The sequence below is a fragment of the Bacillus yunxiaonensis genome, assembly GCF_037104695.1.
GTDB lineage: Bacteria > Bacillota > Bacilli > Bacillales > Bacillaceae_G > Bacillus_A > Bacillus_A yunxiaonensis.
Genome location: NZ_JBAWSV010000004.1, coordinates 402,669 through 419,823, shown reverse-complemented (window position 1 = coordinate 419,823; position 17,155 = coordinate 402,669). Strand labels below are relative to the sequence as shown.

The window sequence follows — 17,155 nt, the reverse complement described above, 5'->3', positions numbered from 1 at the left end:
TATTCTTCCCCTCGCTCTCTATTATGAAGTGTATAACATTTGTTTTGCTAAATGTTCAGCTGTTGCGATATGCAAATGCTGCGTAACATCTTGGCCATCTGTTGTAAATACAATTGGTGCAGTTGAAACAGCTGGAATTTTTAGCAGTTCACCAATGCTAGCTGTTTCATCAAACTTTGTAAATATAAACCCATTAATATGTATGTCTTTGAAATTTGTAATAATTTCAACCATATCTTTACTTTTCATTGAAGCAGATAATGTTAAGCAAATATAATCCGGATGAATTTGCTCCATCGTTTCAATCATACTTTGTACTGATTCTATTGTACGATAATTTTTCCCGGCTGTATCAATTAAAATATAATCGACTGGTACTTCCTGTTTAAAGTAAGAAAATGCTCTAGACATTCCATCTGCATCACGCACTGCAAGGACTTCTGCCCCAATTGTTTTCACATACTCTTGTAATTGTTGAACCGTCCCGCTCCGAGAATAATCAGTCGTAATAAATCCGACCGTTTTATTTTGTTCATATAACTGCCAAGCAATTTTTGCAAGTGTCGTAGTCTTCCCAACACCTGTCGGTCCGATTAAAGCAATTGTTTGTACTCCCTTATCAAACACATTTTCCGTCTGAAAATGTGTACTCATATCTTCAAGAATAAACTGCAATACCTCTTCTTCAGTAATAAGAGAAGTATGTTCGAACTTCGCTCGTAATTTCTTCTCATACACTGTTAAGAAATGTTCCTCTACATCATTTTGTTCGAGTGTCCGAAGTACTTTTTTAATAATAAACGGAACTGATGCTCCTTGCTCTTTTTCTTGTGATGTTTCATTTACAAGATTAGCGATCACTTCTAATTTTTCTTCTTGTTTTTCTATGTTTTTCATTACAACAAGTCCTTTATCAAATACTTGAAGTAATCTTTGTTTTTTCTGCAGCCACTCTTCACTTTGAGCAAATGGCTTTGGTGTATACGGAATGTCATGCGTTTTATTCTCAAGGTCATGTAAAATCGATTGTATCTTCTCTTCTCGAATCATCTCTTCTGATTGTTCTTCTACTAGTTCTGTTACGAATAGTTCTTGCTCTTCTTCGCTCTTTTGTGGAATTTTTACAATCATTTCATATTTCTTTTTCCAAAAGAATGGAATTTTTCGTTTGACTGTTTCATCGACAACGTAGTAATAATCATTTCCATGCTCTTCAAAAAGTTTATGATACAGTTCGCTTTTAGAATAGGCTTCAATTCGCTTTATACTTTCCTTCTTTGCTGCGCTTTCCATTTTCTCTCACCTTCACCCTACTCAATATATGCAATTTGGTCTACAACTACCTCAGGTGCCAACTCACTTATGCAGAGTACCTTTGCTTCTATTTGATAACGGTCAAGCAGCCTTACAATACCAAATCGAAAATCTTTGCGGCGCGTTAATAAAACTGGATCTCTTCCCGTTAAGCGGGACTGTTTGAAAATGTGTTGAATTTGATCGATAACACGTGTTTCTTGTTCTAAATCCCAGTTTAGTAAATACCCTTGATACGAATTGTTTACAACATCCGCATCTAGTTCTATTGAGTCTGAGAATAGTGCTGCATAAATTTTTCCATCATAGTTTTTTGCATGCTCACAAATGACTTTCGAAATACATTCACGTACGAAAGAGGTAACACCATCCGCATGATTTTGATATATTTCTTTTCCGTCAATAATGCCTTCCATAATGGTTGGTAAATCCCGAATTGAAATTCCTTCTTTTAACAATTGTTTCACGACATTTTGAACAAGAGATAAATCAATTTCTTTTTTCTTAATTTCTTCTAATAATACGCTGTGATCACGCTCTAAAGATTGAATTAAATCTTTCACATGTTGACGCTGCAATAGTTCATGTACATTACGACGAATAATAACATCTAAATGCGTAATTAAAATGCTAAGCGGTTCTAACACTTGATAGCCTTTCATTTGAGCATCTTGTACAACATGCTCTAAAATCCAGTAGCCATCTTCGCCAAAGATTGGGTCTTTGGCAGGCTCAGCATCTAAATCTGCCATTACGTTTGGTGTTTTGAGTGCTAATAAATACCCTGATTTTAAGACACCTTCCGCTACCTTTGCACCTTTAATTCGAATCACATACCGTCCACGCGGTCTAAAACTCGTATTATCTTTAAAGTTAATGCCAGGAACGTTAATTCCTAAATCTGTAATAATCGATTTTCGCATTAATACAACTTTATCACGAGCTGTTTCTCCGTTAATTTTTTGTTTCACAAGTGCTGCTAAATCAAGCCCAAGTTCAACAATGATTGGGTATTTATCAGTAAAGACACCAAATGAATCTTCCACTTTCTTAATTTGATCGTCATCACTTTGAATCATTTCTAATTCTTTTTGCAGCGCTTCTTCTTCTTCTTTTTTCAAGCGCTGTTTATTCCTGTATCCTAAGAAAATAACTCCTCCGCCAACAAGTAGAAATGGTATGAGTGGAAGTGGCGAGAATATACCCATGGCAATAAATAATCCACCGAGTGCATATACAACGACGTCATGCGCCATTAACTCTTTATAAATACCTTCGTTTACTGTATCAGATGACCCGTCAAATACACGTGTAACGATAATCCCTGTTGAAATAGCTAATAATAACGAACCAATTTGGTTTACAATTCCATCGCCAATCGTTAATTTCGTATAATGATAGGCAGCTTCTTGAAATCCCATTCCTTGCTGCATCATTCCCACAATTAATCCGAAAACAATATTGACGAATAAGATGACGATACTAAAAATAACATCACCTTTTACAAATTTTCCGGCACCGTCCATCGCGCCGTAAAAATCTGTTTCCATATTTAATTTCTTCCGTTTGTTCTTTGCTTCTTCATCTGTAATAATGCGCTGATTTAAATCTGCATCAATTGACATCTGTTTCCCTGGCAAAGAATCAAGTGTAAAACGTGCCGCAACTTCAGCCGTACGAGAAGCACCATTTGCGACAATAAATTGGAATACAATAAGTACGATAAAAATTACAATTCCAATTAATATATTTCCGCCAATAACAAACTGACCAAACTCCTCAATAACATGACCAGCATTCCCGTTTGTTAAGATGGCCCGCGTCGTAGAAACGTTAATCGAAACACGGAAAATTGCAATTAATAATAATAATGTTGGAAATGACTTTAACTCATCCCACTCTTTAATGCTCGTTGCCCGCATATATACGAGCACTGCCATCCCAAGTAAAAAGACAATAATGACATCTAATATGAATGGTGGCAATGGAATTAAAAGTGCCACAATGAATGACACTGCTAAAAAGATAGAAAAATAGGTTCTTGCAGAATCTATCTTAAACAAACAGAATCTCCTCCAAACGCGCCCTACACTTCAATTTGTTTTGTTTGAATTAAATAGCGCATAACTTCAATAACAGCAACATATAAATCTTCTGGAATCGCCTCGTCTTCCTCAACTTGATAATATAAAGAACGCGCCAATGGACGGTTTTCCACCATCGGTATATCTTGCTCACGTGCAAGTGTTCGCATATAAAGCGCCAGCTCGTCTTCACCTTTTGCAACAACAATTGGTGCTGCATCAACTAACTTATCATAACGAAGAGCAACAGAAATGTGGGTTGGATTATTTACAATAAAGGTCGCACCGTCCATCTTTTTCGTAATCGCTCCCTGCAAAATCGCATGCATAAAGCTTTTTCGCTTTCCTTTTACTTCAGGGTCCCCTTCGTTATCTTTATGCTCTTGCTTTACTTCTTCTTTTTTCATTTTTAAATCTTGTGCATGCTCCCATTTCTGATAAATGAAATCAATAATAGAAACAACAATAAGAATGATTAAAATGGCCAAAAAGACATATTTGATTTGCCGTATAATTTCAACGAGCGAAGCAGTCCAATTAAATCCAATCATACTTACGAACTTCTCAAAATTGCGCTTAAAAATGATATACGCCACATAACCAAGAAGGACCATATAAAACAATGACTTCAAAATATCAACAATACTTCTTCTACTAAACAGTCTCGTAAAATAGCTTTTCGGATTAATACGCGATGCTTTCGGCTTAATAATTTTTGCTGAAAATAAAAAGCCGACTTGCATCATATAATTCAGCATATGAAACGCATAGACAAGCACAAGAATCGGCGCTGATATTTTCAAAAGAAGCATGCCCATTAAATAGAAGTACTCGGTCGTATCGGCTTTTTTTCCAATTTGGTCCAACAGCTCCGCAACAGAATTGGCGATCTCATAGCCAAGACGATCGCCGAAAAAATAAATAACCGCTGCTAAAACAAGAACAGAAAACAAATTATTTAAATCTTTACTTCTAGCAACGTTTCCTTCCTCACGTGCTTTTTTAATCTTTTGCGGGGTGGCTTTTTCTGTTTTATTATCTTTGGCCATAACCGTCCCCCTATTTCGTTAAGAAAAAATTAAATAGTTTCGTATATTCATCAAGTAATACATTCGTTAAGTTTTTAAATACATAACCGAACATCGGTACACTCATTGCGATAAATAAAATGCCGCACGTAATTTTTAAGACAAACGCATTCGCAAAAATATTGAGCTGCGGTGCATTTTTTGCAATTAAAATTAATACGAAATTGATAATAAACAAACTGCCCATAAGTGGAAGTGCAATTTCCACTGCAGACGTAAGCGCAAATAACAACGTTGCTAATAAACTATCTAAAAAATCTTTCGTCAATAGCTGTGAAATTGCTTCTGTATATTGAAACGACTTTAAAATTGTCGAGACAAAATAATCAATTCCACCAAGTGCAACGAAAATAATCATAAAGAAAATATCAAACATTGTTGCAATCAGCGTTGATTGCGAACCAGCATTTACATCAAATAAACTTGCCTGCGACAAACCAATATCAAAATCTAAAATATGCCCGGCCATCTTTGGAATATCCCACAAAAACTCTACGATTTTTGAAAGTGTTAATCCAATTACAATTTGTGTGCCAGCATAACCGACAACATCCCATATCGTCTCAATGTGAGAAACATGAACTTTATCAGCAACTGCTAGTGATAGCCCGAGTCCAAATGTAATTTTCGCCATTGCTGGCATGGATCGTCCTGAAAAAAACGGTAAAAAAAACAAAAATGAGGTAATACGGCAAAATGCAAAAAACGTTGCAACCCATAAATCCATATTCATCTTCAGTCACCCTTTTTCAGGACGAGCGCAGCAACGTCGGAATTTTATCAAACAAGTCTAAAATTAATGTTGTAATTTCGTTAAACATCCATGGACCTAGTATGATAATGACAAGAACAATACTCGCCATCTTCGGTAAAAACGTCAATGTCTGCTCTTGAATTTGCATCATTGCCATTAATACCGCAAGAATAATAACAACGATCATACTTACTCCCGCAACTGGAAGTAAAATTTCAAACCCTTTATAAAAAAAGGTTTGAAAGATTTCTGTAATTGGTGATATATTCATGCAAATGTGACTCCTATCACGTATAGTACAAGGCTGCTAACAGCACCTAAGCAACCGTTTTAAACATAATGTCGACGATTTTCGTATATCCACCTAAATATACGAAAATGAGTATTTTAAATGGTAAACTTAAAATCATCGGCGGTACCATCATCATCCCAAGGTACATGAGTAGTGTACTAATGATTAAATCAATAAAGACAAACGCTAAATAAATAAACATGCCTGTTATTAACCCTTTTTGAATTTGAGTTAATGTAAAAGATGGAACAAGTGTAAACAACGAAATATCCTTCGTATCTTTTGGCAACTTTTCATTTCGAACTTTTAACATCATTTTCAAATCATGACTATATGTATGCTTTGCCATATAAGTTTTCATAATAGGTTCCGTCTTCTCCGCTGCTTGACTTACCGTAATTTTATCTTTCGTCATCGGATCCCATACATCACTCTTCAACTGCCCAAGAACAGGCTGCATTGTAAATAATGATAAAAACAGCGCTAAGCCAACAAGGACTTGGTTTGGCGGTAAGTTCATAACACCAAGTCCCTGACGTGTAATCCCAAGAACAATCATAAAATAAGTAAAGTGCGTAAACAGTAATACAATTGACGAAGACAATGATAAAAGCGTTACGAGTAAGAAAAGTTGTACACTGGAATTATTCGTAAATTCTTTTCCATTTTCTAAATTAATAAAGCCATTTGGCTCTGCATAAGCTGTATTTGCAAAAATAATACAAAAAACAATAGAAAATGCAAAAATAAAACCAATAGAAGATATATGTTTCTTTATTTTCATGATGGATCCTCTACTTTTTTCTGTTGAATTTGTTCCTCTTTCATCGCATCTTCTAGCACTTTATGAAACTGATTTCCTGATAATTGAATGGAATGAATGCCATTATTACCTACAATCGTAAACACTTGTTTACCATCTACTTCAAATAAAAATGCACTCGTTTGATGATTCACATACATACCATCTTTCACTTGAATGAAACCATTTTCTCCTTGCTTATAAAACTGATGCTTTCTCGTCTTTTTCATCATATAGTACGCACCGTACCCAAGAGCACCAAATAATAATACAACTTGCAACAAGGTCGTCATATAACTCATATGACACCTCCTCTATTCATTCTCACTCAATTCATGTTTCATAGCTGCTAGTACCGCTTTTTTCTTATCAGCTTGAATTTCAGAAATAACAATTCCAAAATTTTCATCCATCACAATCGCTTCGCCAATTCCTACTTTTTCACAACCTAAATACACATCAACTTTATGACCTAAACTTTTTTCCACTTCTAAAATATCGCCAACTTTCAGTTTTTTCACATCTCCAAGTGTTAACCTTGCTTTTCCAAGCTGTACACCAACTTCAACTGAAATATCTGAAACGGTTTCAATATGCGCTTTTGATGGTTCGCTATGATCTTTTATGTATTCTTCTAAATCTACTAGCGCAACAGATGATACTTCATGCTTCATATCCTTTTCTCCCTCTCTTACTCTACAAAGCTTTTAAATAAAAATGCTTTACGTGTTCCGTCTTTTCCGACAAAGCAATTAAACTTATGCTTTCCGTCAACATATCCACGAAGCTGATCTGTTACTTTCGTTTGCAGCGGGATAATGTCACCTTCCTCAAGCTGTTCCAAACTACCCATTGTAATCTTCTGCTCACCAACCGCTACATATACAGGTTTACGAACTTTTTGTACTTCTGCTTCCACTTCCGCAAAATATGTTTTTCGTTTATCAGAAGAATGTTCAACAATATTTTCTGACGTTAACTTATCCATAATGTCTTCAACAGATAAAAATGGAATGCCTAGTCGAATCGTTGTATTCCAATAATCCGTTTTCATATTTACATTTAACACCGAAATCATATCGCTCGCTGTCGTGATTTTGAGTGCATTTGGGTTTGTCTCTGTTGTTACAACTTTTGGCTTGATTTCAATTACACTTTCAAATGATTGCTCTAAATTTTGACAAAGAATAGAGAAAATATTTTTAAGCGTTAAACCTTCAAATGCTGTAAGTGGTCTGCGCCGCGTAAATTTACGCTTGCTATCCCCACCGAGCCAACATTCGTGAATATAAATAATAAACGCCAAATCCATCTCAATTACAATTTCTCCAAGTCCTGGTAGACCAAGATCAATAACACAATATAAATAATAATCTTTTTCCACATACTCACTCGTAAACGGCATCTTTTCCGCATCCTCACTCGTAAACGGAACTTGCTCAACCGTTGATGGTCCTAATTCAATTGGAATGCGCATGCGTGCAGCAAGCGACTGCGACAACTGCTTTCCAAAACTAGAAGCAATCGTATGTAAAGTGCGCAAATGCTCTACACCAAACTTTTCTGGCCTAGTAAAATCATACTCTTGAAACTTCTCTGCTTCTTGTGCAAAATCAGGCATTTCCGCCCCTTCATTCATCGCCTTCAACAGCGCATCAATTTGCTCTTGGCTTAATTTATCGCCACTCATGAAAATCCCCTTCCCTATCTCTTTAATTCAACAATTTCGACGTACATTTTGCCCTTTTTCGTCAAAATCTTCCCGGTTCCAATCTCTTCATTCTCAAGCATAAGACGCACCGTATTTTTTGTTGAATGTTCAAGGCGATATAATGTCCCTTTTGTAATGTGAAGCAGATCATCAATTTTCTTTTTCGTCTTGCCAATTTCAAAATGAATCGTTAATGGAATATCATCATGTAATTTCATTTCTAGCAACTCCCGTATCGTGTTTACAAAATTTCATTTTCTGTTTATATGTAAGAAATTTTTTATTTAGAAACATCGATGTTTAATATCTTTTTTATATAATTTTTTGTTTCTTGAAACGGCGGTACACCTCCATATTTTTTTACATTACCTGGTCCTGCATTATAAGCCGCAAGTGCTAATACGAGATCGCCGTTATATTTTTTCAAATATCCCGTTAACTCCTTCACGCCGCCCTCAATACTTTCAGCTGGTGAAAATGGATTATTTATCCCCTGTTCCTTCACATTCGCTGGCATCAGCTGCATTAATCCCATCGCTCCTGCTGAAGAAACCGTATTTGGATTAAAGTCAGATTCCACTTCAATCATTTTTTGAATTAACGTTTTTGGAATGCCGTATGTATCACTTACTTGTTGGATCACATCCGCATACTTTCCTTCATTACTAGAACGTATACTTTGAATATTATATTTTCCCGTTAATTCCCACGTATCCTTACCCGTGCTATTCGGATCAGCAAAACGGCGCGTAAACTCCTGCTGGGCCACTTGCAACGGCTCCGCATTCTTTACACTTGTCTCTCCTACTACTTTTTGACCCTCTTCTACTTTTGAAAGCTGTGTAGTCGCTTTCATATCCTTTATTGTTTCATTTTGAAGCGCTTGCCCAAAAGTACTATTTACAAAAGCCTCTGGACTACTTAGCTTTTGCTGCAGCTGTCCCCTCTTATAAGAAAGAACTTCTTTTACTACATTTCCTATTATCATAATATCACCTTTTTAAGAAACAAAGATAATCTAATATTAGAGTTTTTTATAACACTTTGCAATAATTGAAAAAAAAAATAAAAACCATTCTAAAAATTAATAAATTGTTAAAATTATATTTTTTTATATTTAATCATTACAATTTTATGTTGACATGATATATACCAGGGATTACAATTAACTCGAAATTGATTTTTTCGCATATCCAACTTTAACGATTAATGAAAAAATCAATAACAAAAAAAAAAAATTTGGGGGTTCTTAATTATGAGAATTAACACAAACATCAACAGTATGCGTACGCAAGAGTACATGCGTCAAAACCAAGAAAAAATGAACGCTGCGATGAACCGTCTATCAAGCGGTAAACGTATTAACGGCGGAGCTGACGATGCAGCTGGTTTAGCAATCGCAACTCGTATGCGCGCAAAAGAAGGCGGCTTAAACGTAGGTGCTCGTAACACGCAAGATGGTATGTCTGCATTACGTACTGCTGATTCAGCATTAGGCTCAATTTCAAACATCTTACTTCGTATGCGTGACCTTGCAACGCAAGCAGCTAACGGTACAAATAATACAAAAGATAGCGGATCTCTTGACAAAGAGTACAAAGAATTAGGGGGAGAAATTGACCATATTGCTACAACAACAAACTATAACGGCAATGCAATTTTAAATTCAGCTGGTATTAATGGTAGTACAAAAGGTACTAATGTAGACCTTCAACTTTCTGATATCTCAAAAGACAAACTTACAATTACAGCTATTGACGCATCAACAGACAAACTTCTTGGTGCTGCTATTGGATCTTTAACAGGTGCTGATATACCAACAGCTGTAACTAATGCACAAACTGAAATGGATAAAATTGATGTTGCTATCCAAGCAGTTGCTGACGCAAGAGCAACTTTTGGTGCTCAATTAAACCGCCTAGACCATAGCTTAAATAACGTAAACAACCAAGCAACAAATATTTCTGCTGCTGCTTCTCAAATCGAAGACGCTGACATGGCGAAAGAAATGTCTGATATGACAAAGTTCAAAATCTTGAACGAAGCTGGCATCAGCATGCTTTCTCAAGCAAACCAAAACCCACAAATGGTAAGTAAATTATTACAATAATCCATTTGATGATATAACGATAATACACCTTTCTGCGTGCGGAGAGGTGTATTTTTTTATAAAATAGGAGCTACATATTTCTAATTTATTCTGTTCCAACTTTCCCTTTACACTGTATGATCTTTCTCCTATTTCTTCTCCTATATACGAAACCTTGCTTTCTCACATATGCTAATACAGATACATCTATAGTAAAAATATATTCTATTTATTAAATCCCCCTCTAAAATCACTACAACAAACACAAAAAGAAGCCACCCGCTTCCAGATGACTTCCCTTATTTCATTACTGACACAACTTGTCCGCTGCGATCAATGACAACTTTTAATTGTCCTTCTGTTGTACCATTATATAATCCTAGTTTATGCAAGTCTTGTTTGCACATATGAACAAAATACGGCAAGGTACGAATTTGTTCCACGTCAGAACTTGTGATAAAGTGAATGACGTTGTTTGTCATTCCTTTCATATCCGCAATCAGTTCTTCTTTCTCTATTCGTAACCGCTCTGTTTCAGCGCGCAAAGCAGTAATTTCTTTCTTTAGCCCTTCAACATCTTGCTCATCTTTCATTCGCTCTCCGGCCATGCTAGATAGCTTATAGATGCCTTCCATAAAGTGATACAGTTCATTTTCCTGCCGTCCATCTTTTGCATCTATCATTTGAAAATTGTTTACAATTCCTGATAATAACGTAACGAGATTTTTTTCTACTATTTCATTTTGTTTTTCAATTTTTTCTTCTGTTCTATTACTTTCTTTTTTTGTACTAGATTGTTTTACAGAATCATTTTTTCGTTTGCGCCCCGGTTTTTGTTTCATGATATTTTCCAATGGTAGTTCTTTTTTTCTTAATTTATAGTATGTATTTTGTAATTGACTTGGTGTTTTTGGAAATAATTGTATCCCCTCTTGACTTAAAGATTCAGAGATACTTAAAATGTTCATACCATATTTCTGGCAAAATTCATACCCTTCTAGTAACAGCTCTAATTCAGATTTTAGCCATGTAACATCTGATTGTTCGTATTCCACAAAGCCGCCTAGCTTGTCAATATCCATCTGGAACATAAACATTTTATTATGTAAACCAATTACTTCTTCGTAATCTACTTGAAATTTCTTTTCTATTTTTCGAAATTCTATTTCCAAATTTTTCGTTGTTTTTGTTTTTTGTAATAGTTTTTGTACACACTGTAATGCAGAAATTGCGGTTTGTTGTGTCATCTCCCTCTCCCACACCTCTCATTCCCTCATCATTATCCCCTTATCATTTGCAAAAATAGAAATATTTACATATTAATCTTATAACATTTCTAAATTATCTGTCAAATAATTAACATATAAAAATATATAAAAAGTATAGAAGTAGAAAGTGATTTCCTAAAAACAACAGTACTGAAAAAATTTATTTGATTACAAAAAAGGGTAATTACCGACCAGACACGGATAATTACCTTCTTTTTTCTATATTTAGATAAAGATGCTGTTCAATTACTTAAAATATATAAATCCATTTTAATTTTTCAACATATAAGTGGATGCTATGCAGAAATAAAGGAACCTGCACTCGCTTTCTCTCTATGTCTTAACCTTGCATGTGGCAGAAAAAGGCCCTGACCGCTTCTATGCATGGCCAGACCCTCTTGCCCCCCCAAAGGGTTATATCTATTTTCACATTTTTTATCCCGCATTAACGGGCAGTAAGACCTCCACCTCAAGATTCAGAGAAAATCGAAGAAGATAGGTGGGGGATAACTGCCCGTAAAAGCCCGATTCGTTCAACTAACCATCAGTGGGGGATAAAGACCCCCCACTGATGGAAGTTTCACTTTATAAAACAAGTTTATCTACAAGTCCAATAAGCTCTTGAATATCCGGCTTACTTACTTGTGCATTTGCACCAACAGATTCGCCTTTATGATACAGCTCGTTTGTAATTAATGAAGAGAAAATGATAACTGGCAGCTGATTCATAATGCCATGATCTTTAATTACTTTTGTTAAATGGTGTCCATCCATTTTCGGCATTTCAATATCGGTAATGAGCAAGTGAATATGCTGGAACATCTTCTCACCTTGTTCATTTGCTAACTTTTCAATTTGCGCTAATGCTTCTGCACCATTGCTAAAGAAGTTAATTTTCGAATACCCTGCTGTTGTTAATGTTTCTTCTAATATTTGGCGAAGCATTGCTGAATCTTCAGCAATATAAATAATTTTTTCAGCACGATCTGTCTTTTCTGCTAATCCGGATAACTTTTGAGTTTCATAGCCGGTATTACTAATTTCACATACGATTTTTTCGTAATCTAACAATAAAATGATTTTCCCATCGAGTTTGACAATCCCTGATGTTGTTTCTTCTAAGCCCATTGATAAGGAAGCTGGTTCATCAATCTGTTCCCATGAAATACGTTGAATGCGGTGCACTTCATCAACGCGGAAAATCACTTTCATTTGGTTCAATTCTGCAATGATGAACTTTGTTTGATCTAAAGGCTTATTCGATTTTAAGTTTAATGCTTGCGATAAATTAATAACTGGTAAAATCTCACCGCGTACTTGTACAACACCTTCTACTGCTGTATGCGCTTCCGGAACAGTTGTAACAGGAAACGGGTTAATAATTTCACGAACTTTCATAACATTAATACTAAATAAGTTTTCTCCAATTGTATATGTAACGATTTCTAGTTCATTTGTTCCGCTTTCTAGTAAAATGCTTTGTGCTTGTGACATAAACGGGTAATTCCCCTCTCCAATTGTTCTATTTATGTTTATCCCGCTATTCGTGGGCAGTAAGACCCCCACCTCAAGATTCAGAGGAAAGCGAAGAAGATAGGCGGGGGATAACTGCCCGTAAAAGCCCGATTGGTTCAACTAACCCTCAGTGGGGATGAAGCCCCCCCACTGAGGGAAGTTTCACTTTATGGCGTTTTACTTTATTCATTTATAAGTGACTCTAGCGTATTAAGCAACACTTCTTGTGCTTCTGATATTTCTGCTGGTGCAACTTCCCACTTTTGCGTAAGTTCTTTCTCAACTTGTTTGCGCAGGTGATCATCCATTTCTGTTAAAAGAAACCCTTTCGTTTCTTCATCAACATCGAGTAATGCAAGCGCATATATTTCTGGACTACGCATCGTTTGAAATAGTTTCCGCATAACAGCCGGTGCAACATGCTTCACTTTTTCAATATGAACCGCTTTATCAGAGAAGAGAAGTTCATATTGAATAAACGTGACATTTTGTTTTATAACTTGAAAATAGCAGTTATTTTTTTTGTCATTTATAAAATAGCCATTCGGGTCTGCCATCACATTTTCAACTTTGCGAATTAAATTCGGTAAGCTACTTGCTGACATAACCGTCCGCTGCTCCATTTCATTTGGCGAAATGAACGTTACACGATATTTATTTTGCACCATATTCCCTTTCTCCCCTTATTATACGAGATTTAATGAACGGTCATATATTTAATCTCAATATACGAAAAATATAATTAAATAGGGAATAACTACCCATAAATGCTTAATTGATTCAACTAGCCATCTACGAGGAAATCCCCTTCACTTATGGAATTTTTATTTCATGAAACTGCTAGCAACTCCATATTATTAAACCAAAATGCTAGCTGTTGATCCGTAATACCAGGCAAACCAATAAAAAATGAGCGACACTTGATAACATCAGCAAACACTTGATGTCTCCAGTTATCTCCATTATCAATACCGATAAAATAAAATTCATGAATGCGGCCGATTACTACTCGTTTGTCTCCAAATGTGTATGGTGGTACTTGTTTAATCGCAAATTGATTTGGTAAATATCGGTGTTCCTGTTGTTCAATATTTATAATTTGCTGCGCAAGGTCTCGTTTATCCTGAAAAAACGGGAGCTGCAAAATTCGTTCTTCTCTTGTCATACTCATAGAAACCTCACTATTCATCATAAAAAATATATCTTATTTATTCCGTATTAATAGGCAGTAAGGCCTCCACCTCAGTATTCAGTGGAAACAAGGAAGATATGTGGGTGATAACTGCCTGTATCGTCCAACTAACCATCAGCTGGAGATGAAGCCCCCACTGATGGAAATTAAACCTTATTATCGAATTAAGTTTACAACCTCATTTAACACATCATCTGCTACTTTAATTACTTTTGCATTTCCTTGGAATCCACGTTGGTATAACATTAAATCAACAAATTCTGTTGATAAATCAACGTTAGACCCTTCTGTCGCACCGCCGCGTACTGTACCAGCACCATTTTGATTAGATCCTCCGAAAGTAGGAACACCAGTTGATGCTGTAGCGGCATAATTACCATTTCCCATTTTCATCAATCCACCTTCATTAGGGAACATAGCTACTGCAAGTTGACCAGCCGCTCTCATACTTCCATCTTTATATCTCACCATCACATAACCACCATCAGAAATCATGCAATCTTTTACCGTTGTCGCAGGTCGCCCTGTTATATCTTTTGGGGCTAATGTTTTTTCAGTTGGGTAATTTGTTAAATGACTTAAATCTAAAGTTAAATTCCCCCCGTTAAACGGAATTGTCCCTGTTCCTCCTTGCGTAATTTCACCTAAAGAATTAAAAGTTAGTGAGTTATTATTAACTAGGTCAGTAAAATTGGTTTCTTTTTTCGAATCATTTCGTACTGATACTTTATACGTATATTGTCCGTCAGCGACTTTTGTTATGTCAACACGCATTGTCAATGTATTTCCTTCTTGATCATAAACGGGAAGGTCTTGTGTAATTTGGTCCTGATCTCTCGGAAGATTCCCTTGTATTGTCGCTTTATCAGTACGTATCCCTCCAACCGCTGTTCCCATCGGAACCTGGATTGGTCGAGGAGCCGCTGAATAATCAATTTCCTCTGTACCAGCTTTTGTTGGATACGTAAGTACATATTGACCTTCGGAATTTGTAAGATAGTAATCACCCGATATTCCAAATGTCCCTTTACGCGTATATTGCGTATTACCACCTTGCTTATCACCAACCATAAAAAAGCCATTTCCTTCTATCGCTGCTTGTGTTTTTCCACCGGTTAATGTAATTGATCCACCACTGTAATCTGTATAAGTGTCGCTTAGTTTCACACCGTTACCAATACTTTTTGGATTTGTATCTTTTGAGCCAATTGTATTATTGTATAATAAATCATCAAAAACAGCTTTTTGTTTTTTATAACCAACTGTTTGCGCATTGGCAATATTATTTGATGTAACACTTAATGCATTTTGCGTTGCGTTCATTCCTGTAATACTTGTATATAATGCTTTAATCATATTCTTTATACACTCCTTATATCGTTGTTTTTGGTTCTTCTGTATTCGGTTTCTCTTCTGGCTTCTCTATTTTTTTATCAGACACACTTTCGACAAAGCGAAGTGATACGACATGATCACCTATTACAAGTTGGACATCATTATTTGCCGCAAGACGGACAACATCAACAGTACCTTCCACTGTTTTCCCGTCCGCATCTACACCTTTTACATATTTACCCAAAAATTTCATACCACCATCTAATGCTGTTGTATACATCGTGTCTCGTAATGAATCTACCGCCTTTGTCATATTTTGCACTTGCTCCATAAGTGACATTTGCGACATTTGACTCATCATTTGATTCATATCCATTGCATTCATTGGATCTTGGTATTGTAAGCTTGTTAAAAAGAGCTTTAAAAAATCATCTTTTCCCATAACTCCAGGCGTTTTTTGCTGGCTCACTTCAGTACTTCCATTTTGAGTCTGTACCTGCTGTGTTTGCCCTACTGGAATATGATTTGTATTTGTTGTATTCAGTCCAACGGTTGGCACTTTCTACTCCCCCAATAATCCAGCAAAGTCTTGCTCTGCTTTCTGTTCTTCCTTTGCAACTATCTGCTTTCGCCTATGTGGTTGCTCTCTTTCATGCTGCTCACGTTTTTGTTCTTTATCTGTATAACTTAATTCAATATGAATCTCTTTATCTCTTAATTTATTTTTTAACTCATCAAAGATAATTTCTATCTTTTTCTTTACATCATGTTTATCCATTTCAACATGAACTTGGATTTGGTCACCTTGCTTCTTCATATAAACTGTTAATGTACCCAGCTTTTCTGGATTTAACTGAAAGAGGACGCGCTCTTGTTTCACAACAAATTTTTGCAATTCTGTAACTTGTGCCTCTAATTTCTTTCCTAAGTCAGGAAGTTCCACTTTTTGTGTTGGTATATTCTCCCTCACAACTTGGTCATTTCCTCCAAAAATAGGTTTTACATGCTGCTCCCCAGTCGTAAGCTGGATATCTGTATCCTCTAATTCTATCGTTTTCCCTTGGCCCTCTTTCTTTATTGCTGTTATCGTTTCTTCAGGTACATCTTTCTTTATTGCTATTGTTGCTTCTTGAGATATGTCTTTCTTACTTAAATCACAAGTTTCACTTTGAACACCTTTTGCAAGTTCCATCATTTTTTCCGGGGTTGCTAATTTTTCTACCGCTACCTGCATTGTATCTTCTAAACATATTGTATTTTCGATATTAGAATCTTTTAAAAAAGCAACAAGTTGTTGCAATTCCGCTGGCGGCAATTCATTTAGTTTAATATTTCCGTATGTTTTACATAGTTCTTGTATTTTTTGTATGTATTGATATAACAATTCTGGTTGCGCATGTAATTGCGCAATCGCAAGCATTTGTCCTGAAACAGCTACTAATAATTCTTCTGTCTCTTTTTTTTCTTTCGTTTCTTCCTTTGGAACACATGATTCTTTTTTACAAAGTTTATTTCCTTCATAAACATTTTTTTGTATTTCTTGCGGCGCATCATTTTTTTCTGTTTTTTGCGACTTTTGCTCCTTAACCGGCTTCTCATTCATTTTCTCTGAAAAAGAAATTGGTTCTTCTTTCGATTGCAACTCAAGCTGCCTATCTTTTCGCTGAGGCAAATTCAACTGCATCGGCAGCACATTTCCTATCATTAAATC

At 35.8% G+C, this 17,155-nt stretch carries 19 protein-coding genes; 1 reads left to right on the top strand and 18 read right to left on the bottom strand.

The annotated features are described in order from the left end of the window. Positions 1 to 21 precede the first annotated feature (21 nt). The 11 genes from flhF to WAX78_RS14255 form a co-directional block, all read right to left on the bottom strand. Positions 22 to 1,293: a flagellar biosynthesis protein FlhF gene (gene flhF, locus WAX78_RS14305; RefSeq protein WP_336482928.1), complete on the bottom strand. Its 1,272-nt coding sequence runs from the start codon at positions 1,291 to 1,293 to the stop codon at positions 22 to 24. A gap of 17 nt (positions 1,294 to 1,310) precedes the next feature. Further along, entirely contained in the window at positions 1,311 to 3,377 is a 2,067-nt protein-coding gene (locus WAX78_RS14300) for a flagellar biosynthesis protein FlhA (RefSeq protein ID WP_336482927.1), read from the bottom strand. A 23-nt stretch (positions 3,378 to 3,400) separates the two neighbouring features. Continuing rightward, positions 3,401 to 4,447, bottom strand: a complete 1,047-nt coding sequence (gene flhB / locus WAX78_RS14295; protein ID WP_336482926.1) for a flagellar type III secretion system protein FlhB — start codon at positions 4,445 to 4,447, stop codon at positions 3,401 to 3,403. A gap of 10 nt (positions 4,448 to 4,457) precedes the next feature. Further along, the gene (locus WAX78_RS14290; protein WP_336482925.1) at positions 4,458 to 5,219 is read right to left on the bottom strand and encodes a flagellar biosynthetic protein FliR; all 762 of its coding nucleotides are present in this window, start codon (positions 5,217 to 5,219) and stop codon (positions 4,458 to 4,460) included. Positions 5,220 to 5,235: 16 nt separating this feature from the next. Next, positions 5,236 to 5,511, bottom strand: coding sequence for a flagellar biosynthetic protein FliQ (locus WAX78_RS14285; protein WP_336482924.1), 276 nt, complete (start codon positions 5,509 to 5,511; stop codon positions 5,236 to 5,238). A 46-nt stretch (positions 5,512 to 5,557) separates the two neighbouring features. Beyond that, positions 5,558 to 6,316: a flagellar type III secretion system pore protein FliP gene (locus WAX78_RS14280; protein ID WP_336482923.1), complete on the bottom strand. Its 759-nt coding sequence runs from the start codon at positions 6,314 to 6,316 to the stop codon at positions 5,558 to 5,560. Further along, positions 6,313 to 6,636 carry a flagellar motor switch protein FliN gene (locus WAX78_RS14275; RefSeq protein ID WP_336482922.1) on the bottom strand — a complete coding sequence of 108 codons (324 nt, stop codon included), beginning with the start codon at positions 6,634 to 6,636 and terminating at the stop codon, positions 6,313 to 6,315. Before WAX78_RS14275 ends, WAX78_RS14280 begins: the two co-directional genes overlap by 4 nt. A 12-nt stretch (positions 6,637 to 6,648) precedes the next feature. Then, complete coding sequence (locus WAX78_RS14270) at positions 6,649 to 7,008, bottom strand: FliM/FliN family flagellar motor switch protein (RefSeq protein ID WP_336482921.1); 360 nt, start codon at positions 7,006 to 7,008, stop codon at positions 6,649 to 6,651. Between the two features lie 17 nt (positions 7,009 to 7,025). After that, positions 7,026 to 8,024, bottom strand: a complete 999-nt coding sequence (gene fliM / locus WAX78_RS14265) for a flagellar motor switch protein FliM (protein ID WP_336482920.1) — start codon at positions 8,022 to 8,024, stop codon at positions 7,026 to 7,028. 14 nt (positions 8,025 to 8,038) lie between these two features. Beyond that, positions 8,039 to 8,263, bottom strand: coding sequence for a flagellar motor switch protein FliN (locus WAX78_RS14260; RefSeq protein WP_336482919.1), 225 nt, complete (start codon positions 8,261 to 8,263; stop codon positions 8,039 to 8,041). Between the two features lie 62 nt (positions 8,264 to 8,325). Then, positions 8,326 to 9,033, bottom strand: coding sequence for a lytic transglycosylase domain-containing protein (locus tag WAX78_RS14255; RefSeq protein ID WP_336482918.1), 708 nt, complete (start codon positions 9,031 to 9,033; stop codon positions 8,326 to 8,328). Between the two features lie 267 nt (positions 9,034 to 9,300). Between WAX78_RS14255 and WAX78_RS14250 the strand changes: the two genes are divergently transcribed. After that, a complete protein-coding gene (locus WAX78_RS14250; RefSeq protein WP_336482917.1) occupies positions 9,301 to 10,155 on the top strand; it encodes a flagellin N-terminal helical domain-containing protein in 855 nt (284 codons plus the stop codon). A 278-nt stretch (positions 10,156 to 10,433) separates the two neighbouring features. On the opposite strand, the gene WAX78_RS14245 is transcribed toward WAX78_RS14250, so the two are convergent. The 7 genes from WAX78_RS14245 to fliK form a co-directional block, all read right to left on the bottom strand. Continuing rightward, positions 10,434 to 11,381, bottom strand: coding sequence for a DNA-binding domain-containing protein (locus WAX78_RS14245; protein WP_336482916.1), 948 nt, complete (start codon positions 11,379 to 11,381; stop codon positions 10,434 to 10,436). A gap of 606 nt (positions 11,382 to 11,987) precedes the next feature. After that, on the bottom strand, positions 11,988 to 12,896 hold the full coding sequence (locus tag WAX78_RS14240; RefSeq protein WP_336482915.1) for a chemotaxis protein: 909 nt from the start codon (positions 12,894 to 12,896) through the stop codon (positions 11,988 to 11,990). A gap of 203 nt (positions 12,897 to 13,099) precedes the next feature. Next, complete coding sequence (locus WAX78_RS14235) at positions 13,100 to 13,585, bottom strand: FliG C-terminal domain-containing protein (RefSeq protein WP_336482914.1); 486 nt, start codon at positions 13,583 to 13,585, stop codon at positions 13,100 to 13,102. A gap of 161 nt (positions 13,586 to 13,746) precedes the next feature. Then, positions 13,747 to 14,082 (bottom strand): DUF3964 family protein, encoded by a 336-nt coding sequence (locus WAX78_RS14230; protein ID WP_336483026.1) that lies wholly within the window; start codon positions 14,080 to 14,082, stop codon positions 13,747 to 13,749. Between the two features lie 183 nt (positions 14,083 to 14,265). Further along, the gene (locus WAX78_RS14225) at positions 14,266 to 15,465 is read right to left on the bottom strand and encodes a flagellar hook protein FlgE (RefSeq protein ID WP_336482913.1); all 1,200 of its coding nucleotides are present in this window, start codon (positions 15,463 to 15,465) and stop codon (positions 14,266 to 14,268) included. A 16-nt stretch (positions 15,466 to 15,481) separates the two neighbouring features. Next, the gene (locus WAX78_RS14220) at positions 15,482 to 16,003 is read right to left on the bottom strand and encodes a flagellar hook capping FlgD N-terminal domain-containing protein (RefSeq protein WP_336482912.1); all 522 of its coding nucleotides are present in this window, start codon (positions 16,001 to 16,003) and stop codon (positions 15,482 to 15,484) included. A 3-nt stretch (positions 16,004 to 16,006) separates the two neighbouring features. Continuing rightward, complete coding sequence (fliK, locus tag WAX78_RS14215) at positions 16,007 to 17,149, bottom strand: flagellar hook-length control protein FliK (protein WP_336482911.1); 1,143 nt, start codon at positions 17,147 to 17,149, stop codon at positions 16,007 to 16,009. Positions 17,150 to 17,155: the final 6 nt, after the last annotated feature.